We start from the raw sequence: 20,510 nt of genomic DNA on the forward strand, positions 1-20,510 counted from the left end.
CAGCGAAAATGCGGTTTGAATGATCTATAACGCAATTTGTTGATTAGATAATCAAAAACAGCTTGGCTCTGTCGACTGAGGGTGTCCCAAAAGCAACGGAACACCCTCTTCGCCAATAAGAAAAGCGCAAAGCGCCTGCCTGTACAAGCCCCACCGAGGAAGCTTAGGAAAGAAGGGGCGAAGCGCATCACATCGATGGCGCTTGGGGCTAGACATCTCTTTGCCCAATTGCAAAATTTTATTCTTTCCTATCTTTTAAAAAAAACGAGCAACCATCCGTCACTCGCTTTTTTCTTTACTTTCAACGATAAGGGTGACCGGACCGTCGTTCGTGAGCGTCACTTCCATCATCGCACCAAATTGACCCGTTTCCACCGTAATTCCTTTTTTTCTTAATTCTTCATTGAACGTCTCATAAATCGAAAGCGCATGCTCTGGTCTTGCGGCTTCCATAAAATTCGGCCGTCGTCCTTTTCGGCAATCGCCGTATAGTGTAAATTGCGACACTGACAATACGGCACCGCCAACATCGAGAAGCGATACGTTCATTTTCCCGTCATCGTCTTCAAAAATGCGCAAATTCGCAATTTTATCGGCAACAAACGCCGCATCTTCGTTTGTATCATGATGGGTAACTCCGACAAGAAGCACCAATCCAAAATCAATACAGCCGACCGTTTCCCCGTTGACGGTCACTTTCGCCTGTTTTGCTCGTTGTACGACTACTCGCATAACAATCCCTTTCTAGTTATTCATTATTCGTTGAACTGAGTAAATGTCTGGAATTTGTTTAATTCGTTCGACGATTTTTTGTAAATGGCTAATATTGCGAATGGCAATCGTCATGTGAATGGTTGCGATCTTATTTCGATGATCCGATCTCCCAGAAACTGCGGAAATATCCGTTTTCGTTTCATTCACCGCCTGCAACACTTCATTTAATAATCCACGTCGGTCAAAACCGGAAATTTCAATTTCTACATTGTATTCGCGACTCGTTTTCGCATCGCTTTCCCACTCGACCGAAATGAGCCGGTCTTCCGCTTCTTCTATTTGCACGTTCGGACAATCGGAAACGCCGCGCCCTCTCGTAATAAATCCGATAATTTCATCGCCTGGAACTGGGTTACAGCAGCGCGACAAACGAATTAATAAATTATCGATTCCTTGCACACGAATGCCGCAATCACGTTTTTTTCCAATCGGCGTTTTTATTTCTTGCACCGCTTCGGCTAATTTTTTTTGTTGCTCTTCTAAATCGCGCTGCTTCCGCCATTTATCCGTTAACCGATGGGCAATTTGCGCTGCTGTAATCCCGTGATAGCCGACAGCTGCGTACATATCTTCTTCATTGGAAAAGTTAAATTTCTCCGCTACCCGTTTGACATTTTCGGTTGTTAAAATGTCTTTGACGTCGAAGCCAAGGTTGCGAATTTCTTTTTCTACCATTTCTTTTCCTTTTTCAATATTTTCTTCCCTGCGTTGCTTTTTGAAAAATTGGCGAATTTTATTTTTCGCATGAGACGTTTGCGCTAACTTCAACCAATCTTGGCTCGGTCCATACGAATGTTTCGATGTTAAAATTTCCACAATGTCACCCGTTTTTAATTTGTAATCGAGTGGCACCATTTTGCCGTTCACTTTAGCGCCGATTGTTTTGTTTCCGATTTCCGAATGAATCCGGTAGGCGAAATCGATTGGTACTGACCCAGCAGGGAGTTCAATGACGTCTCCTTTTGGCGTAAAGACGAACACCATATCAGAGAACAAGTCCATTTTGAGTGTTTCCATGAACTCTTCTGCATTGCTTGCATCGTTTTGCCATTCTAAAATTTCCCGAAACCAAGAAAGTTTTTCTTCAAACGAATTCGGTTTTACCGTCTTTCCCTCTTTATACGCCCAGTGGGCGGCAATCCCGAATTCCGCAATTTGATGCATTTCAAACGTGCGAATTTGTACTTCCAGTGGCTCGCCTTTCGGACCAACCACCGTGGTATGCAACGATTGATACATGTTTGGCTTTGGCATTGCAATATAGTCTTTAAAACGACCTGGCATCGGTTTCCAACATGTATGAATAATGCCTAACACCGCATAGCAATCTTTAATACTATGGACGATAATGCGGATGGCCAACAAATCGTAAATTTCGTTAAATTGTTTATTTTGCAACACCATTTTCCGATAAATGCTGTAAATATGTTTCGGTCTGCCAGAAATTTCACCTTTAATGGACACTTCGTTTAACCGTTCACGCATTTCTTGAATGACTTCTTCTAAATATTGCTCGCGCTCCGCACGTTTTTTCTTCATCAAATTGACGATCCGATAATATTGCTGCGGGTTTAAATAACGAAGCGCCGTATCTTCTAGCTCCCATTTAATTTTTGAAATTCCGAGCCGGTGCGCAAGCGGAGCAAAAATTTCAAGCGTTTCATTGGCGATGCGCCGTTGCTTTTCCACCGGCAAATGCTTCAACGTCCGCATGTTATGGAGTCGATCCGCTAATTTAATTAAAATGACGCGAATGTCTTGTGCCATCGCCAAAAACATTTTCCGATGGTTTTCCGCTTGCTGCTCTTCATGGGATTTATATTTAATTTTGCCAAGCTTCGTGACGCCGTCGACAAGCATCGCTACTTCCTCGCCGAACGCTTTTTCCAAATCTTCTTTTGTCGCTACGGTATCTTCTACGACATCGTGCAAAAAGCCGGCGGCGATCGTAACTGCGTCCATTTTCAAATCAACTAAAATGCCGGCAACTTGAATCGGATGGATAATATATGGTTCGCCTGATTTTCGATATTGCTCGCGATGAGCATGTTTCGCAAATTCGTACGCTTTTTTTATCAATTCAACGTCTTTTTCGGACAAATAACGACTCGCTTGTTCGATGACTTGTTCCGCCGTTAACACTTGTTCGTTGGCCATGAGATCACCTTTAAATAAAATTTGATACTATTATCGTGGAAATTTTTCGACATGTAAAGTTGGAGTTAATAAGAAAGAGCACCCTACGGAGTGCTCTTTGCAAACATCTCTTCCTTCTATTTTAGCGAATTCATGCGAAGATGTCGATGTTTAAAATTGCATCAATGTTAAAATATCGTATCCCTCTAGCTTTTTCCGGCCTTCTAAATATGTCAACTCAATGAGAAACGCAATTCCTGCCACTACACCGCCAAGCTGTTCAACAAGCTTAATCGTTGCTTCAATCGTTCCGCCTGTCGCCAATAAGTCGTCTGTAATTAAGACGCGTTGCCCTGGTTTAATCGCATCTTTATGCATCGTCAAAACGTCCTTGCCGTACTCTAAGCCATACTCGACGCGAACGACTTCACGCGGCAATTTCCCTTCTTTTCGCACCGGAGCAAAGCCGACGCCGAGCGCATACGCAACAGGACAGCCGATAATAAATCCGCGCGCCTCCGGACCGACGACAATATCAATTTCTCTTTCCCGCGCATATTGCACGATTTGGTCTGTCGCGTATTTGTAAACTTCTCCTTTATCCATGATCGTCGTAATGTCTTTAAACATAATGCCTGGTTTTGGGAAGTCCGGGACGATCGTGACGTATTGTTTTAAATCCATGTTTTTGCCTCCTCGTACAGTTGCGAACCTCTCATTTCAGAAAAGGTGCGCTTTAATTGTTCATAAGATGAATAAACAAACATTTTTTCGAGCTCTAGTTGAGCTTGTTTTAATCGGTAGGTTGGGGAATCCATTAAATCACGCTTCGCTGGCTGTTCTACCAGTTGAACGACACCATGCTTTAGCGTGACAAACTGTAACTCTAAAAAGACTTGTACCATAAAATGAACCGTTTCATTCGTCCATCCGCGCGAACGTGCCAATTCAGCGCCGTATTTTTCCACATCAAATGATCGTTTCTGACGCAAAAACGAATATAACCATTTAAAATGGTCACGCGTTGGTAGCGTGCTAAAAAAATGATTCTCCCTTTGATAGAATAACGCATAAATGCGCGCAGGTAAACTACCATGTAGTAAAACTTTTAATACATCAACCTTCGGTGGCAAATCAAGAAGGACAAGGTAGCGGCCGTCCGCGCAAATGCGATTTGCTTCTTCCTCCGAGATGATAATATGCACTTCGTCACGATATGCTTCGAGTTGCAATATCCCTATCGTTTCTGGACGAAATGCCACCAGCAACCGCTTATCAAGCGGAAGCGCCGCCAAAGCGGACTGCACTTGCTTGATTCCCCGCCAATCAAACAACTGCCACTCTCGTACGGCAACGTCGCAAATCATAAGCTGTGGTTTACGTAAATAGTTCCACTCGTTCACAGATAACGTGCCAACGACGGACACTTTCGCATCAGAAGCGATTTCGTCGTGCAAATAGCCATAGCCGAAACCAACACTGTCAAGCGTATGCCCTTCATGTTCAAACAACATTTTAATATGAGCTTGGTTCGTCCCGATACGGCGAATCGTTTGCACTGCCACTTCTTCTAGCAACACAAACGGTTTTGGATTATCAGCGCCAAACGGAGCGAGTTGCTCTAGTTGTTCTACCGCTTCTAACGTGACGTCTCGGACAGAACAGACGGCATCAATCGATGTAACCGGCAAGAAATCCTCCTCTGTTAACGTTTCCCATGCCTGCCGATTTAGCCGCTCTCTTAGCTCGTCCACATGCTCTATCGCAAGCGTCATGCCAGCTGCCATCGGATGCCCCCCAAAATGCGGCAAAATGTCGCGGCATGCCGATAGATGATGAAAAAGATCAAAACCGTGAATGCTGCGCCCTGAGCCTTTCGCTATTCCTTTTTCACGGTCAATGCTTAACACAATCGTGGGACGATAAAACCGTTCCACTAGCTTTGAAGCAACAATGCCAACCACACCTGCGTTCCATCCCTCTTTTGCGACGACAAGCACACGGTTCGCGTCTAGTGGAAACGTTCGTTCAATTATCGCTACCGCTTCTTCGGTGATGTCGCTGACGAGCTTTTGCCGTTCGCGGTTAAGCACGTCCATCTCTGCCGCTAACTGCTGCGCTTCTGCTTCGTCGTCGGTCATTAATAACTTCACTGCCGGAGCGGCATCGCCTAACCGTCCGACCGCATTAATGCGTGGAGCGATGACAAAGCCAACGGTTTCTTCGTTCACCTGCGCAAGATTCACTCCGCATTGTTTAAGTAACGTTCGTAACCCAATACGCGCAGTGTTTCGCAATTGTTCTAAGCCGCGGACGACGAGCGAACGATTTTCGCCTGTTAACGACACAAGATCGGCAATTGTTCCAATCGCCACGACGTCTAGCAAATGCTCTGGCACGTCTCCAAGCAACGCGTGAGCTAGCTTAAATGCCACCCCAACCCCAGCCAGTTCACGAAACGGATACCGCCCTATTTTCGGATGAATGATGGCGAGCGCCTCTGGCAACACTGGTCCCGGTTCGTGATGGTCAGTAATGATGACATCCATTCCAAGTTCATTCGCCAGTGCTATCTCTTTTACCGCAGCAATTCCTGTGTCAACCGTGATAATAAGCGAAACACCTTGCGCTTTTGCTAGGCGAAACGCTGGCTCGTTCGGTCCGTATCCTTCAGTAAAGCGGTTAGGAATATAAAAGTCAGCGTTCGCTCCTAATTCGTTTAGTGCGCTCATCATAACGGTCGTGCTGCTAACGCCGTCAGCATCGTAATCGCCAAAGACAAGAATACGTTCTCTTGCTTGAATCGCTCGACGAATTCGTTCGACCGCTTGTTCCATGCTGTCAAATAAAAACGGGTCATGAAGCGGCTGCTTTTCCGGCATTAAAAACGCCTTTGCTGCTTCCGCTGTTTCGATGCCGCGATTGATAAGCAATGACGCGACAAGCGGAGCGATATTTAATCGCTCGACAAGCTGATTGACTTTATCTAGACTAGGACGTTTGACATCCCAACGTGTTTTTGCTGTTAACATATGCCCCACCTCAACTCCCCCTATTATACAAAAGGAGGAAAAGACGAGCAATGAAGTTACTCGTTTTTTTTCTGATAGTGCGGATTCACATGCACCAATACGTTCTCGACATTGGCAAACGAAAGAAGACGCTCTTTCACACGTTTACCGATTCGATGCCCTTCTTCGACGGTTAGCGTCGGATCGACGGCGATCTTCACATCAATAATCACGTAATGCCCGTGCTCGCGCGCATGCAGTTCATGAAGTTTCTGTACTTCAGGAATTTGCAATACCGCTTCACGAAACGGCTCGATGTCTTCTTCGTGCAGTACATGGTCAAGCGTCGTATGAATCGACTCTTTTCCAAGCGTCCATGCCATTTTAATGACAAGAATAGAAACAAATAGCCCCGCGACCGGATCGGCATAGACAAGCCAGTCGATACCAAAATCAGAACCGACGATGGCGGCACCGATGCCGATTAGGGCGGCGATGGAAGAAAAAACGTCAGAACGATGCTCATAAGCATTTACAATAATCGCATCGCTCTTTAATTTTTTTCCGAGCCGATATTTATAACGAAACATCGCTTCTTTCACAGCAATCGAAGCAACAACGACATAAACAGTGACCATCTCTGGCGGACGAAGTGGCTTAAAAAATGATGCGAGTGATGCTCTGCCAATTTCGATGCCGACGACAAATAGGAGCACAGCGACAATAATGGCAGCAATCGATTCCGCCTTGCCGTGTCCGTAAGGATGGTCTTCATCAGGCGGCTGTTTCGCCACACGCAGTCCGACCAACACCGCAACCGACCCAGCGACATCGGATGCAGAGTGCACGGCATCAGCAAGAAGCGCTTTACTATGTCCGACTACTCCGGCGATAGCTTTGACTACCGCAAGTACAATGTTTCCGATGATGCCAACTACTGCTGCAAATTGAGCTTGTCGAAAACGTTCTTCTTTTTTCACCGTTCTCTTCCTTTCCCGTTGATTCCATAAGAAAAGCACCCGCCTATGAGCGAAGAACGCACAAGCCCCACCGAGGAGGCTCAGCACAAACAAAGCTTGGGCTTGCAAGGATATTTCAAAGAAGCGAACTCAGTGTGTCGCCACCGAAAGAAGGGGTAGAGTGCATCACACTGATGGCGCTTGGAGCTAGACAGTTCTCTACCCAATCGCAAAATTTTATACTTTCTTTCCTTAATAAAAATAGGATGCCCATTTCTAGGCATCCTATTGCTTATACTTCCGGCTCCGCCTCTTTCAGCGGCTGTTTCTTTACTTTTCCTTTTTTCAACTGCTTTCCTTTCCAAACGACCCATAGCTGGGAAGCGATAAATAACGATGAGTAGACGCCGCAAATTAATCCGACGAATAACGCTACGTTAAAGTTACGGATTGCTTCACTTCCGAACAGTAACAGCGCAACAACCGTGAAAATAACTGTCAATACTGTGTTAATGGAACGAGTGAACGTTTGTTGCAACGCGCGGTTGACGATATGCTTTAAATCGTCCACTGTTTTCACTTTCCGACGTTTCATTAAATCGCGAATACGGTCAAACGTAACGATCGTATCGTTAATCGAATAGCCGATAATCGTTAACACTGCGGCGATAAACGTTAAATCCACTTCTAGACGAGTTAAGCTGAAAAACGTCACAATGATGAATGCATCGTGTAGTAACGCAATGATTGCTGCAAGCGCCATATACATTTCAAACCGAAGCGTAACATAAACAATGATGCCAATAGAAGAAATGATGACCGCGATAAAGGCATTTCGTGCCAATTCTTTTCCGACTGTCGGCGATACGGTGCTGACATTCGGATCAAACCCGTATTGTTTTTTAAAATGCGTCTTCAATTTAGAAATTTCCTTTTTGCTTAAGACGCCCATAAAGCGCGCAACACCAACTTCGCCTTTATTTCCTGCGAGCACGATATCTTTCGGCTGTAAATGAAGCTTTTGAAATTCCGTTTCTAGCTGATGTACGTTTAGTTTTTGATCGCTCATCACTTCGACGCGCGTCCCGCTCGCAAAGTCAATCCCAAGATTCAGCCTCATCGTCAATAGTGCAATAATGCCGGCAACCGTCAATGCGCCAGAAAGGATAAAGAATTTTTTACTGTGCTTTACGAAATCAAGGTGGTCAAATTTTGTCGGTACTTCCGTTTCTTCATTCGTTTCAGCAATATTTAAAATTTCCGCTTTCTTCACGCCAAAATAGGTTGGTTTATTGTTTAAGAAACGGCTTTGCACAAGCAGTCCGAGCAATAAACGCGTACCATATACGGCGGTAATAAAGCTTGCTAAAATGCTAATGATAAGCATTGTTGCAAATCCTTTTACCGAGCTTGTGCCATAAATAAACAGCACGACACCAGCAATAATTGTCGTAATATTAGCATCGAAAATAGTAGCAAATGCTCCTTTATTTCCCGTGCGATACGCGGACATGATGGACTTCCCGAGCTTAATTTCATCTTTAATTCGCTCATACGTAATAATATTGGCATCGACCGCCATACCGACCCCTAAAATGAGCGCCGCGATTCCTGGCAACGTCAATACACCGTTCATCCAATCAAAGACGAGCAAAATTAAATAAATGTAAACGGAAAGCGTAATAACGGCAATAAGCCCTGGAAAGCGATAGTAAGCAATCATAAACAAGAAAATGGCTGCCACACCGACAATGCCCGCAAAAATCGTTTTTTGCAACGCGTTTTCTCCAAACTGTGCCCCAACGGACGTCGAATAAATTTCTTTTAACTCGACCGGAAGAGCGCCTGCATTCAACAAGTTCGCGAGCTGTTTTGCTTCCTCGACAGTAAAGTTTCCGACGATCGATACGTCTGTCTGGTCAAACACTTGGTTGACAGCGGCAGCAGAAATATATTTTGGCTTTGCTTTTCCCGCTTCTTTTGCGTACGAATCGACCCCGTCTTTAAAGTCAAGCCAAATGACCAACAAGTTATTTGGCGAACCCATTTTATATACTTTTTCGGTTACCTGTTTAAATTTGTTTGCATCTTTTAGCTTAATGGCAACGCTCGGTTTTCCATGTTCATCAAACGAAAGCTTCGCTCCACCTTCGACAAGGTCGCTTCCATCCATCAATACGTTATCATGCACGTCGCGAAACGTTAATTTCGCTTGCGTCGATAAAATTTCGCGCGCCTGATTTTGGTCTTTCACCCCAGCAAGCTGCACACGAATTCGGTTGTTTCCTTCCGTCTGGATGTTCGGCTCGCTCACGCCAAGCACGTTAATCCGTTTATTTAACGCACTTACGGTGCTCGCAAGCGTGTCTTTATCAATTTTGTCGCCTTTTTTCGCCGGCTTTACTTCATACAACACTTCAAATCCGCCTTGTAAGTCAAGACCTAGCTTTATGTTATGTAAAATTCCTTGAATCGTCGTTCCCATCGTGCCCCCTAATAAAAGCACAATCAGGAAAAACGCAATGATGCGACTTCTTTTTACCATAAAAATCCTCCTTGTGTTCTCACCAAACATGTCCATAACCGCCTTAACATACCTATTATGAAGCAGTTTCGACAAACTGTCAATTTTCTACAATAACAAACGTATGACAATGAAAAACATCCCCATATCCCCAATAGAGAATTTCCACTTCCCTATGATAACTCATCTATAAGCGATTGTAAGTCGTCCGCTTTTATATGTTGCTCTCGATACGATGACATCGTGAGAAACGCCATATATTCGCCAATTGAGAGCGATAAAATGTCGCTTACTAGTTCATACAGCTTTTTTTCCTCTAATATTTTCCACCTTTTTTGTAGCAGGCACTCCCAAATTTGTTCGAGTGTCACCTGCTCATATCCTAACAAGCGAAATTCATCATATTTGCATTGTAATGCAGGCATAAGCTCCGCCCTCAACTTTTCTATTTGTTCTTTTGCCATCGTCATCGCTCCCCATTTTCAAGGCAAACTTGTCATGCTCGTTCGCATGTCATGCATATAGTTAATTGTATAAAAGATTGTCCTATTTGAGAAGGGAGGGGAGTCAGATGTCTAAATTTTTGCAAGGAACGATTATTTTGATTGTCGCCGGCCTCATTACACGCGTGCTTGGGTTTATTAACCGCATCGTCGTTGCCCGCGTCATCGGAGAAGAAGGGGTCGGGTTATATATGATGGCCGTTCCGACGCTAGTATTGGCCATTACACTTACACAAATGGGGCTACCTGTTGCCATCTCGAAATTAGTAGCGGAAGCAGAGACGATGGGCGACGAGCAAAAAGTGAAAAAAATTCTCGTTGTTTCGTTAGTGATTACCGGAACGTTAAGCGTTTTATTTTTCCCCGCCATGGTGCTACTCGCTCCTTTTTTAGCAACGACGCTCTTTACAGATGCCCGCACGTATTATCCACTACTAGCGGTCGCACCGGTCGTTCCAATCGTTGCCGTCTCTTCTGTATTGCGCGGCTATTTTCAAGGGCGGCAGCAAATGAAGCCGTACGCGTATTCGCAGCTAATTGAACAAATCGTCCGCATTAGCTTAATTGCCTTTTGCACGGAGATGTTTTTGCCGTACGGCATTGAGTATGCCGCAGCGGGAGCGATGTTTTCTGCCGTCCTCGGAGAATTGGCTTCTCTTTTTTATTTAGTGTATATATTCAAACGGAAAAAGCCGATGAAACTTCGCTCACAATTTTTCCGCTACGTAAAAGCAGGAAGAGAAACGTTCATCGGGTTGTTACGCATCGCCATTCCGACAACCGGAAGCCGTCTTATCGGATCCATCGCTTGGTTTTTGGAGCCGATTGTCGTTGCTCGCAGTTTAGCGATAGCTGGCGTCGCCACAGCGGCTGCGACGAAACAATACGGAGAATTAACCGGATATGCGCTGCCGTTATTAATGCTGCCGTCATTTATTACATATTCGCTTTCTACTTCGCTCGTTCCAGCGATTAGCGAGGCGGCAGCTCAACGACAACCACTACTCATTGAACATCGCGTCCAACAAGGAATGCGTCTTTCCCTTATTACAGGCGGCTTAGCGGTAGTCGTACTGTATGTGTTTGCCGATCCGATTATGCTGCTTATGTACGGGACGAGCAACGCTGCCGTTTTCGTCCAAGTAATGGCCCCTTTTTTCTTATTCTATTACTGCCAAGGACCACTCCAAGCCGTTTTGCAAGGCTTGGATTTAGCAAAAGCAGCGATGGTAAATAGTTTCATCGGCTCTGCAGTGAAAACTGCCTGCATTTTTGCGCTCGCCACCCAACCGAAATTAGGCATTATGGGTGCAGCATTAGCGATTGCAATCGGAACAGTGCTTGTGACATTGCTTCATTTTGCGACGATTGTCCAAACAATTTCGTATTCCATCTATGTGCTTGAGTATGTGTATACGCTCCTGACAATGGCAGCTTCTGGACTCATTGGACATGTCGCGTTTCGTTATTGGCAATACTCACTCCCCATTAATATTCGCACGCTCATGGCAATTACGGTCACAACGGTTACCTATATCATTCTTTTAATCATGTTCAATCTAGTAAAATGCGAGGAATTGGCACGCCTCCCATTCGTTCGGCTGTTTTTACGAAAAAAGCGCTTCTAAACATGTCCGCGCGTGAATATATTTTCGATAAAACAAGAAACGGAGGGAGAACACATGGCTCGGTTTGGAAAAGCCGTGGCGTATGGAGTAGTGACCATTTTTTTACTCGCCTCAATGGTAAGTTTGTTGCTGTCACTTCTCTTAAAATGGACGAATGTACAAGAATCGTCGTTAACACTGGTTATTTTTGCTTGCTCGCTTTTATCTGTCTTTATCGGAGGGGTCGTTGCCGGTGGAAAAGGAAAAGAACGTGGTTGGCTCATTGGTGGAGCAACCGGCGTTTGCTTTACACTCATTATCTTTTTATTTCAATTTTTAGCGATGGAAAAATCTTTCTCCACCCAACAATGGGTATACCATCTCGGCTTTTTGGTCGTCGCGGTGATCGGAGGAATCATGGGCGTCAATTTTTCGTCGTCGCGCCAACATTAAGAAAGGCTAAAAATCGAGCAAGATCAACTGGAGGTTCATGGTTAATCCATAAATCTTTTAAACCAAAAAGCTGCCTTTTGCATACAAAGGCAGCTTCTTATCGTTATTTATTTTCCGCCACGACTTCTCGAACGGCTGAACGGTCGTATGTAAGACGTGTGCCGTCGCCTGCACGGATGACGACTTTATCTTCGTCGATGGAGTCAATAATCCCGTGCAATCCGCCAATTGTTACGATTTTATCCCCCTTTTTCAAATTCGCCTGCATTTGCTGTACGGCGCGCTGGCGCTTTTGCTGCGGACGAATGAGCAAGAAATAAAAAATCACAAACATTAACACAAGCGGTAGTAAATTCATCACAGTTGCCATCTATTTCCCCCCTTTCTAAAAGTTTTTCGCATTTGGTTTATTAAACCCGTATCGCTCGAAAAATTCGTCGCGGAAATCTCCGAGACGGTCTTCGCGAATCGCTTGACGGACTTGCTCCATCAATTTTATCAAAAAATAGACGTTATGGTAAGAAGTAAGTCGAATACCAAACGTTTCGTCACACTTGATTAAGTGGCGAATATATGCGCGCGTATAATTGCGGCACGTATAGCAGTCACAATTCGGGTCAAGCGGGGTGAAATCGCGGGCATATTGGGCATTTTTAATGACGACGCGCCCTTCGCTCGTCATTACCGTTCCGTTGCGGCCGATTCTTGTCGGCAACACGCAGTCAAACATATCAATGCCGCGAATCGCCCCGTCAATCAATGAATCCGGTGACCCGACGCCCATTAAATAGCGCGGCTTATTTGCCGGCAATAGCGGGGTCGTAAATTCAAGGACACGGTTCATCACCTCTTTCGGCTCGCCAACCGACAACCCGCCGACAGCGTAGCCAGGAAAATCGAGCGATACAAGGTCTTGTGCGCTCTGTTTGCGCAAGTCTTCAAATTCCCCACCTTGCACAATGCCAAACAATCCTTGCTCGTTTGGACGTTGGTGCGCTTTTAAGCAGCGCTCTGCCCAGCGGCTCGTCCGTTCGACTGATCGTTTCATATATTCATACGTCGCTGGATACGGCGGACATTCGTCAAACGCCATCATAATGTCTGAACCGAGGGCATTTTGAATTTCCATCGCTTTTTCTGGGGACAAAAAGAGCTTGTCCCCATTTAAATGGTTGCGAAAATATACCCCCTCTTCTTCAATTTTACGAAATTCACTTAGGCTAAATACTTGAAAGCCACCTGAGTCGGTTAAAATGCCGCGATCCCAATTCATAAACGAATGAAGCCCACCTGCTTCTTTTACAATCTCATGCCCAGGACGAAGCCATAAATGATACGTGTTGCTTAAAATAATGCCAGCGCCCATTTCTTTCAATTCTTCCGGCGACAACGTTTTGACGGTCGCTAGCGTCCCGACTGGCATAAACATCGGCGTTTCAAATGAGCCGTGCGGCGTATGGATCATTCCAAGCCGCGCACCCGTTTGTTTACATGTTTTAATTAATTCATATCGAATTGCCAAATGTATAACTCCTTTCTTAAATAATCAACATCGCATCGCCAAAGCTGAAAAAACGATATCGTTCTTTCACGGCTTCTTCATAGGCGTGCAAGACGTTTTCGCGCCCTGCCAACGCGCTGACGAGCATAATGAGCGTCGATTTTGGCAGATGAAAATTGGTCACCATCCCGTCAATTGCTCGAAATTCGTAGCCCGGATAAATGAAGATATCTGTCCAGCCTCTTTCGGCAACGAACGTACCATTATGGCGCGTTGCAATTGTTTCGAGCGTGCGCGTCGATGTTGTGCCAACGGCAATAATCCGCCCGCCACGCTGCTTTACATCGTTTAATAGGCGAGCAGTTTCTTCCGACATTTGGTAAAATTCTGCATGCATGTCGTGCTCTTCGACATTCTCGACATTGACAGGGCGGAACGTACCTAGCCCAACATGTAGCGTAATAAAAGCAATGTGTACTCCTTTTTGACGAATATCGTCTAGCAACTGTTCGGTAAAATGAAGTCCTGCCGTCGGCGCCGCTGCCGAACCTCGTTCGCGGGCATACACGGTCTGGTAGCGTTCGCGGTCTTCTAACTGTTCTTTTATGTAAGGAGGTAGCGGCATTTCGCCAAGCGATTCTAATATTTCATAAAAAATTCCATTGTAGTGGAAAGTGAGCACTCTGCCGCCGTGTTCTAGCGTGCCTTCGCACACTGCTTGTAGCCGCCCATCACCAAATGTAATGATCGTTCCTTCTTTCACACGTTTTGCCGGTTTCACGAGCGTTTCCCATCGGTCGCCATCGAGCTGTTTTAACAAGAGAACTTCCACTTTTGCCCCTGTTCCTTCTTTTTCTCCATAGAGCCTTGCCGGCAATACGCGTGTATCATTTAAAACAAGACAATCGCCTGCTTGTAAATACGATAAAATGGCACGAAACGTTTCATGGTTAATCTCGCCTGTTCGTTTATTAAGCACCATTAGCCGCGACGCTTCTCGGTCCGATAACGGCGTTTGGGCAATTAACTCTTCTGGCAAATAAAAATCAAATAAGTCTACTTTCATTTCTTTCACCTATTCCATTATTATTTTAGCGAAATCGACCAATGAAATAAAAAATGAGAGAAAGCACGATACTTAGTAGTATCGACGTGACTATCGGAAAATAAAAGGTCGTATTTCCTTTTTGAATGATGATATCGCCAGGAAGGCGGCCGAGCTTTACAAACTGCATAACAAACCCAACAACAAGCAAAATCACACCCATTAGCATGATCATTTTCGGGAAATTGCTCATTTTGGTTCCTCCATTCCAAAATGTCGGTATGCTGCAGAAGTGACGATACGGCCGCGCGGTGTTCGCTGCAAAAAGCCGATTTGCAGTAAGTACGGCTCGTATACATCTTCAATCGTTTGCGCTTCTTCTCCAATAGTAGCCGCAATCGTTTCTACCCCAACAGGACCGCCGCGAAATTTTTCTATCATCGCCTGCAATAGTTTATGGTCGATATGGTCAAGCCCTAGACGGTCGACTTGCAGTAATTCGAGTGCTTCGTTTGCTAACACCGCTGTGATGGTTCCATCGCCTTTTACTTGGGCAAAGTCGCGGACGCGCCGCAACAACCGGTTGGCGATGCGCGGCGTTCCCCGCGAGCGCTTAGCAATTTCAACCGCTGCTTTTTCCTCAATCGCCACTTCCAAAAGACTAGCTGCCCTTGTAACAATTTGTGCCAGCTGCTCTGGACGGTAATATTCTAATCGGCTTAATACACCAAATCGGTCACGAAGCGGCGCAGATAATGCTCCTGCTCTTGTCGTCGCCCCAACAAGCGTAAATGGTGGCAGCTCAAGCCGAATCGACCGCGCCGTTTGTCCTTTGCCGATCACGATATCTAAACAATAATCTTCCATCGCTGGATATAACACTTCTTCTACCGCTCGAGGCAGGCGGTGAATTTCATCGATAAACAGTACGTCCCCCGGCTCAAGCGCCGTTAAAATCGCTGCTAAATCACCTGGGCGCTCAATCGCTGGTCCCGACGTCGTCCGCAGACGAACGCCCATTTCATTGGCGATAATGGCAGCAAGCGTCGTTTTCCCAAGCCCTGGAGGGCCGTATAACAGAACGTGGTCAAGCGTTTCATTCCGCATTTTCGCCGCTTCAATAAATATTTTTAAGTTATTTTTCACTTGCTCTTGGCCGATATACTCTTGTAAAACTTTCGGACGGAGGCTATATTCTAACGACGCTTCATCAGCCGAAGCACCTCCGGCGACAAGGCGCTCTTCCATCATACTCCCCCCTTATTTTAATAATAGCTGCAATGCGCGCTTAATATACTGGTCGGTAGACATCGTTTCCGTTTTTAAAAATGGTTCAATTTTACGAATTTCCCGCTCCGCATAGCCGAGCGCTTTTAACGCCTCCATCGCTTCTGTGAGCGCTGTTTCTTGTTCTCGTTCGATCCAATGAGAGAACTCAGGGGCATCTGCAGCAACGTGCGACAATTTTCCTTTTAAATCAAGAATCATTTGCCGCGCTGTTTTTTTTCCCACGCCAGGGAACTTGCATAGAAATGCTTCGTTTTCTGCTTCGATTGCATTGACAAGCTGTTTCGGCTCCCCTGCGGCTAAAATCGCCAATCCTCCCTTTGGTCCGATGCCAGATACTTGCAATAATTTCGCGAACAGCGTCCGTTCTTCACGCGTTCGAAACCCATATAATGCCATGACATCTTCGCGTACATATTGATATGTATAGACCGTCACGATTGTATCACGGTCTGACTGAAACGAAAACGGATTGGGTGTAAAAATTTGATAGCCAACCCCGTTCGTTTCGACTACAATGTATTCTGGACAAACATAAGCCACTACTCCGCGGACAAACTCAATCAACACCGTTCCCCTCTCTTTCTCACTGTTTCTCATTGTACCACATCCACTAAATCGAGGCGACTGCTCTGCATACAAAAAAGACTTATCGTTCGATAAGCCTTTTATTCGGTGAGGGCAAACGGGCGGTACGTGGCTAAAATATCTTCGTACCGCGCTTTTGAAACAACGCGAATGCCTTTTTTCAGTTGTTGTTGTTTTCGGCTTTCTAATTTTTTTACATCAATTTGAAAAAATGATTGGATAATGCGCGAAGACGGCGTCGGCTTTCCTTCAAAAATGGACAGCGTCCCGTCTTTCGTTAAGCCAAAATAGCCATTTGCTTTCGCTAATGGCGAAATGTCGTTAATCGCTTTTTGAAAAACAATTTGTTTGTCATCTAAATCAACGAGCTGCCAATCGTTATATTTTTTCCATACTTCATGCATCGACATGACCGTTTCTTTGCGAATTTCTTCACTTACTTGTCCGTCTAAATACATTCGCTCTAATAAAATTGTTAGTTGCACAGGTGATTGTGCTGCTGTATACGAAGAAACGATAAATAAGGAAACGACGAATAAAAAGCACGCGCTAACCTTCCGCATGTTGTTCCCCCCTCTTGTTTGAAAAATCACTCGTTCATTTCTAGTTTCGCCAGCTGTTGAAATTTTATCCATAAAAAATGCCCACAACAAGTGAGCATTGTTAGTTCGACTCTTTTATTAACCGTTGGCGGTCAAGAAAATGAGGAGGCTGTTCGAGCCATCCGCGCTCAATCATTAGATTAACCCCGTCTTCAGCATATGCCCCAGCTTTTCCCATGAATGAAAGATATAGTGCCGCTAAGTCCCTTCGCATCGTCAGTGACAATGCTTGTCCGTACATAGCCATTCCTATCCCCGATAGCGTATGAATTAAAAAGAGCATCAGTTGCTCAGAGAATGGTGCAACTGTCGAATCGTTGACGACCGTATCCCATGTCATTGATGCAGGAATATCATTTTCCTGTAACACGTCAAAAATAGAAATAATAATGTCGGAAGTTACTCGTTGGCCGCGAATAAAAAAGTTGCGGATTTCTGGGTCTTTCGTCACTTGGGCAAATCCGGTAAGCGTCGATTTGGCGATTTCGTTATTCATGGAGTTCATCACTAAATACGCTGCTTCTACTGCCAATAGCGGTCGACGACGTCCAAGCCATCCGGTTAAAAAGTTTTGCTTTTCAACATAGTCGACTTTTTTTGGATATTCCATATACGGAGGACGAATATGTACGCCTTTTTCTTTCATCATCGTACGCACGTTACCGTTTAACTCAATCGCCTCTTGAATAAATTCAGTAAATAATCGTTGAATGTCGTGACGAGAAGCCATGACAATTGATGTCATATGCGATGAGATTTTAAATTGGGTCATTTGGTTAATGTATTCTAAATAAAACACGTCCGAAAAAAGTTTGGGTGCATCCATGTGGACATGTTTTTCAACCGGAAAGCCATCCGGCTTTGCGATCCCTTCTTCGCAAAATAGCTTTTCTAGCGTGTGAAGATGCTTCTGAACAGTTTCGAGCATTTTCTCTACCATCAGTTTCACTTCTGCATCTTCTGCTGTTTGTTTAAAATGGGTCATCACGCTTTCTACCATGCTATCGTACATATACGTATGCCAACTATTCGCAATCTCGGCACTTGTTAATCGTATCGTTTTTGTTTTCACTATCCATCCCTCCCATTTGGCATTAGTATGTTCCCACCTGAAAAAACTATGTAAAAAAAACCGCTCCTTTGAGCGGTTTCTACTCCATATCGGACTCGTCTAAATTGTGGTACACTTCTTGGACGTCGTCATCGTCTTCTAACATGTCGATCAATTTTAGCATTTTTGTTAAGTCGTCGCCGGTTAATTTCGTATATGTTTGTGGAATCATTGTAATTTGGGCATCAACGAACGTAAAGCCGTTCGCTGCTAACGCGTTTTTCACGTCTTCAAACTGTTCAGGGGTGGTATAAATTTCAAACGAATCGTCCGTCGTTTCCATCTCTTCTGCTCCCGCTTCAATCGCTTGAAGAAGCATATCGTCTTCTTCGATGTCTAATTCTTCACGAGCGATAACAAGCAATCCTTTCCGTTCAAATAAATAGGATACGCATCCCGTTTCCCCGAGGTTCCCCCCATTTTTCGAGAAGGCAACGCGCACATTGGACGCGGTACGATTTTTATTGTCTGTTAAACACACGACCATCACCGCTACGCCCCCCGGACCGTATCCTTCGTAGCGAATTTCTTCGTAATTGGCGTGTTCTTGGTTTCCTGTTGCTTTTTTAATAGCGCGTTCAATATTTTCGTTCGGCATGTTTGCTGCTTTGGCTTTTTCCATGACAAGGCGCAAGCTAGCGTTCGTGCTCGGATCACCGCCTCCCATTTTTGCCGCAACGTAAATTTCTTTCGCCAATTTCATGAACATTTTTCCGCGTTTGGCATCTTGCGCATTTTTTCGACGCTGAATATTTTTCCATTTGGAATGTCCAGCCATTGTAAATTTCTCCTCTCATGACACGAAATTTCCGATACTACTATAACAAAAAATCAACCAACGGTAAAATAGCATAGAGATGCCTATAAGGCATCTCTATCGGGTATTGGCCGGGTGCTCGATGATTTCCCCTTTATAAAAAATCGTTTTTAAATCGCGCTCGATTTCTGAAAACGGGCGGCCGTAACGAATGTTGTTATCGATGACGCGCACGCGTTGGAAGACGCTTGGATTTGAAACGACGCGCACGTGTTTTCCTTTCGTATACGGCGCTATCGCTTGGGCAACTTGGTTTTCCACACGGGTTGTGTCAGAGGCGTTCGTTGCGACTGCTACGAGCACATGTCCTTTATAGACAAGTACACGCGCGTCGGTCACGTTTTTCACCTTCGTCGCTTCATGAGCAACCATTTCCGCTAACCGCCCGTCATAATGGTCATAATACGATGGATGCGTTCTGGCAGTCATCGGGTTTAAATGCCCGTGATAATTTTTGTCGTATTTTCCAAAATTAGCTTCAAGCGGAAGCGTTGGATTCGTTCGCTCTGTGTAACGCCCCGTCATATCGACATTCCATAAGTCAGCAAGCGGTCCGTTTTGATTGTCCATGATATATGCATTTCCATAATTTTCGCGATTCGTGCCGTCACGATTGTACATATATTGATCGTGGTCAGTGGAATAATACCCGATCGGACGGGCAGCATCACGGTAACGAGGATTTCTGTCCTCTGCATAGTTCGCACATGCCGCGAGTCCACCAATGCAGCAAATAGCACCTACTATTGCGATTGTTTTTCTCAACGAAAACCCCCCCTTATTTGCCATCGGACCTAACAAATGGCCCATTTTTAGCTTGGCAAATAAGTGAGGGTTTACTCATCGGTCAATTAAAATTTTGGCGGTGCAATTGCCAATTGGCGTTTATGGTGGGAACGGTTATGTAGCCGTTCAATAATTTGCCGGTCTTTTTCCGGAATTTCTTCGCCTTTTAAATATTTATCGATCATTTCGTACGTCGTTCCCATTTCATTTTCATCGGTTTGTCCTTCCCAAAGCCCTGCACTTGGCGCTTTCGTAATAATTTCTTCTGGGACGCCGAGAATACGCGCCATTTCGCGCACTTCTCCTTTCGTAAAATGAACGAGCGGAACTAAGTCAACGCCGCCATCGCCGTATTTCGTGAAATAGCCGGTATGCCACTCTGCCGCATTGTCTGTTCCGACGACAAGGTAGCCGTAGTTATTGGCAACCGCATACAACGTCGTCATGCGCAGGCGCGCTCTCGTATTCGCGTCGCCAAGCCGCGCTGCTTCTTCGTTCCACTCCCCTTTTTCTTTCAGCTGTTTTTCAATTTCGCTAAATAGCGTTTGATGCGTTTCTGTTAAGTCAATTACAAGGTGCTTAATGCCGCAACTTGCCACGACTTTTAGCGCATCTTCTTTATCTTTTGGATTGCTTTTGCACGGCATAATCAGCCCAAGCGAATCATTCGGAAATGCCCGCTTAATTAAATGCGTCACTACCGCTGAGTCAATACCGCCACTAATGCCGACAATCGCTCCATTTAACCCCGCATTGTGCACTTGTTCACGAAGCCACGCAATCAATTTCTCAATTTTTTGTTCCAT

At 45.1% G+C, this 20,510-nt stretch carries 20 protein-coding genes; 2 read left to right on the forward strand and 18 right to left on the reverse strand.

Going from position 1 to position 20,510, the window contains the following annotated elements; all coding sequences use genetic code 11:
- Window positions 1-279: 279 nt before the first annotated feature.
- The 7 genes from dtd to GFC30_RS13860 form a co-directional block, all read right to left on the reverse strand.
- A complete protein-coding gene (gene dtd, locus GFC30_RS13830) occupies window positions 280-732 on the reverse strand; it encodes a D-aminoacyl-tRNA deacylase (RefSeq protein ID WP_066326414.1) in 453 nt (150 codons plus the stop codon).
- Between the two features lie 12 nt (window positions 733-744).
- Window positions 745-2,931 carry a RelA/SpoT family protein gene (locus GFC30_RS13835; RefSeq protein WP_066326415.1) on the reverse strand — a complete coding sequence of 729 codons (2,187 nt, stop codon included), beginning with the start codon at window positions 2,929-2,931 and terminating at the stop codon, window positions 745-747.
- Window positions 2,932-3,081: 150 nt separating this feature from the next.
- Complete coding sequence (locus tag GFC30_RS13840; RefSeq protein ID WP_066326417.1) at window positions 3,082-3,594, reverse strand: adenine phosphoribosyltransferase; 513 nt, start codon at window positions 3,592-3,594, stop codon at window positions 3,082-3,084.
- Window positions 3,585-5,942 carry a single-stranded-DNA-specific exonuclease RecJ gene (gene recJ, locus GFC30_RS13845; protein WP_066326418.1) on the reverse strand — a complete coding sequence of 786 codons (2,358 nt, stop codon included), beginning with the start codon at window positions 5,940-5,942 and terminating at the stop codon, window positions 3,585-3,587. Before recJ ends, GFC30_RS13840 begins: the two co-directional genes overlap by 10 nt.
- A gap of 56 nt (window positions 5,943-5,998) precedes the next feature.
- Entirely contained in the window at window positions 5,999-6,901 is a 903-nt protein-coding gene (locus GFC30_RS13850) for a cation diffusion facilitator family transporter (protein WP_066326419.1), read from the reverse strand.
- Window positions 6,902-7,172: 271 nt separating this feature from the next.
- Window positions 7,173-9,425, reverse strand: a complete 2,253-nt coding sequence (gene secDF, locus GFC30_RS13855) for a protein translocase subunit SecDF (protein WP_066326420.1) — start codon at window positions 9,423-9,425, stop codon at window positions 7,173-7,175.
- Window positions 9,426-9,577: 152 nt separating this feature from the next.
- A complete protein-coding gene (locus GFC30_RS13860; protein WP_066326422.1) occupies window positions 9,578-9,868 on the reverse strand; it encodes a post-transcriptional regulator in 291 nt (96 codons plus the stop codon).
- 107 nt (window positions 9,869-9,975) lie between these two features.
- Between GFC30_RS13860 and spoVB the strand changes: the two genes are divergently transcribed.
- Window positions 9,976-11,535 (forward strand): stage V sporulation protein B, encoded by a 1,560-nt coding sequence (spoVB, locus tag GFC30_RS13865; protein WP_066326424.1) that lies wholly within the window; start codon window positions 9,976-9,978, stop codon window positions 11,533-11,535.
- 54 nt (window positions 11,536-11,589) lie between these two features.
- Window positions 11,590-11,967 carry a TIGR04086 family membrane protein gene (locus GFC30_RS13870; protein WP_066326426.1) on the forward strand — a complete coding sequence of 126 codons (378 nt, stop codon included), beginning with the start codon at window positions 11,590-11,592 and terminating at the stop codon, window positions 11,965-11,967.
- Between the two features lie 103 nt (window positions 11,968-12,070).
- On the opposite strand, the gene yajC is transcribed toward GFC30_RS13870, so the two are convergent.
- The 11 genes from yajC to nadE form a co-directional block, all read right to left on the reverse strand.
- Window positions 12,071-12,337: a preprotein translocase subunit YajC gene (gene yajC / locus GFC30_RS13875; protein ID WP_066326427.1), complete on the reverse strand. Its 267-nt coding sequence runs from the start codon at window positions 12,335-12,337 to the stop codon at window positions 12,071-12,073.
- Between the two features lie 15 nt (window positions 12,338-12,352).
- Window positions 12,353-13,489, reverse strand: coding sequence for a tRNA guanosine(34) transglycosylase Tgt (gene tgt / locus GFC30_RS13880; RefSeq protein ID WP_084256382.1), 1,137 nt, complete (start codon window positions 13,487-13,489; stop codon window positions 12,353-12,355).
- Window positions 13,490-13,505: 16 nt separating this feature from the next.
- On the reverse strand, window positions 13,506-14,534 hold the full coding sequence (gene queA, locus GFC30_RS13885) for a tRNA preQ1(34) S-adenosylmethionine ribosyltransferase-isomerase QueA (RefSeq protein ID WP_066326428.1): 1,029 nt from the start codon (window positions 14,532-14,534) through the stop codon (window positions 13,506-13,508).
- A gap of 25 nt (window positions 14,535-14,559) precedes the next feature.
- Entirely contained in the window at window positions 14,560-14,766 is a 207-nt protein-coding gene (locus GFC30_RS13890; protein ID WP_066326429.1) for a DUF2905 domain-containing protein, read from the reverse strand.
- Window positions 14,763-15,761 (reverse strand): Holliday junction branch migration DNA helicase RuvB, encoded by a 999-nt coding sequence (gene ruvB, locus GFC30_RS13895; RefSeq protein ID WP_066326431.1) that lies wholly within the window; start codon window positions 15,759-15,761, stop codon window positions 14,763-14,765. Before ruvB ends, GFC30_RS13890 begins: the two co-directional genes overlap by 4 nt.
- Before the next feature lie 12 nt (window positions 15,762-15,773).
- On the reverse strand, window positions 15,774-16,367 hold the full coding sequence (gene ruvA, locus GFC30_RS13900) for a Holliday junction branch migration protein RuvA (RefSeq protein ID WP_066326432.1): 594 nt from the start codon (window positions 16,365-16,367) through the stop codon (window positions 15,774-15,776).
- A 101-nt stretch (window positions 16,368-16,468) separates the two neighbouring features.
- Window positions 16,469-16,951, reverse strand: a complete 483-nt coding sequence (locus GFC30_RS13905; RefSeq protein WP_066326434.1) for an intercompartmental signaling factor BofC — start codon at window positions 16,949-16,951, stop codon at window positions 16,469-16,471.
- A 100-nt stretch (window positions 16,952-17,051) separates the two neighbouring features.
- Complete coding sequence (locus GFC30_RS13910) at window positions 17,052-18,062, reverse strand: DUF3231 family protein (RefSeq protein ID WP_238583519.1); 1,011 nt, start codon at window positions 18,060-18,062, stop codon at window positions 17,052-17,054.
- Window positions 18,063-18,141: 79 nt separating this feature from the next.
- Window positions 18,142-18,879, reverse strand: a complete 738-nt coding sequence (locus GFC30_RS13915; protein WP_066326438.1) for a YebC/PmpR family DNA-binding transcriptional regulator — start codon at window positions 18,877-18,879, stop codon at window positions 18,142-18,144.
- A gap of 96 nt (window positions 18,880-18,975) precedes the next feature.
- The gene (locus tag GFC30_RS13920; RefSeq protein ID WP_066326439.1) at window positions 18,976-19,683 is read right to left on the reverse strand and encodes a YhcN/YlaJ family sporulation lipoprotein; all 708 of its coding nucleotides are present in this window, start codon (window positions 19,681-19,683) and stop codon (window positions 18,976-18,978) included.
- Between the two features lie 86 nt (window positions 19,684-19,769).
- A complete protein-coding gene (gene nadE / locus GFC30_RS13925; protein ID WP_066327440.1) occupies window positions 19,770-20,510 on the reverse strand; it encodes an NAD(+) synthase in 741 nt (246 codons plus the stop codon).

Origin of the sequence: Anoxybacillus amylolyticus (assembly GCF_001634285.1) — a bacterium.
In the GTDB taxonomy this organism is placed as follows: domain Bacteria; phylum Bacillota; class Bacilli; order Bacillales; family Anoxybacillaceae; genus Anoxybacteroides; species Anoxybacteroides amylolyticum.

Bases quoted from the DNA above. Each gene is read 5' to 3' on its own strand.
- dtd (WP_066326414.1), bottom strand. From the start codon at position 732: ATGCGAGTAGTCGTACAACGAGCAAAACAGGCGAAAGTGACCGTCAAC.
- GFC30_RS13835 (WP_066326415.1), bottom strand. From the start codon at position 2,931: ATGGCCAACGAACAAGTGTTAACGGCGGAACAAGTCATCGAACAAGCG.
- GFC30_RS13840 (WP_066326417.1), bottom strand. From the start codon at position 3,594: ATGGATTTAAAACAATACGTCACGATCGTCCCGGACTTCCCAAAACCA.
- recJ (WP_066326418.1), bottom strand. From the start codon at position 5,942: ATGTTAACAGCAAAAACACGTTGGGATGTCAAACGTCCTAGTCTAGAT.
- secDF (WP_066326420.1), bottom strand. From the start codon at position 9,425: ATGGTAAAAAGAAGTCGCATCATTGCGTTTTTCCTGATTGTGCTTTTA.
- GFC30_RS13860 (WP_066326422.1), bottom strand. From the start codon at position 9,868: ATGGCAAAAGAACAAATAGAAAAGTTGAGGGCGGAGCTTATGCCTGCA.
- spoVB (WP_066326424.1), top strand. From the start codon at position 9,976: ATGTCTAAATTTTTGCAAGGAACGATTATTTTGATTGTCGCCGGCCTC.
- GFC30_RS13870 (WP_066326426.1), top strand. From the start codon at position 11,590: ATGGCTCGGTTTGGAAAAGCCGTGGCGTATGGAGTAGTGACCATTTTT.
- yajC (WP_066326427.1), bottom strand. From the start codon at position 12,337: ATGGCAACTGTGATGAATTTACTACCGCTTGTGTTAATGTTTGTGATT.
- queA (WP_066326428.1), bottom strand. From the start codon at position 14,534: ATGAAAGTAGACTTATTTGATTTTTATTTGCCAGAAGAGTTAATTGCC.
- GFC30_RS13890 (WP_066326429.1), bottom strand. From the start codon at position 14,766: ATGAGCAATTTCCCGAAAATGATCATGCTAATGGGTGTGATTTTGCTT.
- ruvB (WP_066326431.1), bottom strand. From the start codon at position 15,761: ATGGAAGAGCGCCTTGTCGCCGGAGGTGCTTCGGCTGATGAAGCGTCG.
- GFC30_RS13905 (WP_066326434.1), bottom strand. From the start codon at position 16,951: ATGCGGAAGGTTAGCGCGTGCTTTTTATTCGTCGTTTCCTTATTTATC.
- GFC30_RS13915 (WP_066326438.1), bottom strand. From the start codon at position 18,879: ATGGCTGGACATTCCAAATGGAAAAATATTCAGCGTCGAAAAAATGCG.
- nadE (WP_066327440.1), bottom strand. From the start codon at position 20,510: ATGGAACAAAAAATTGAGAAATTGATTGCGTGGCTTCGTGAACAAGTG.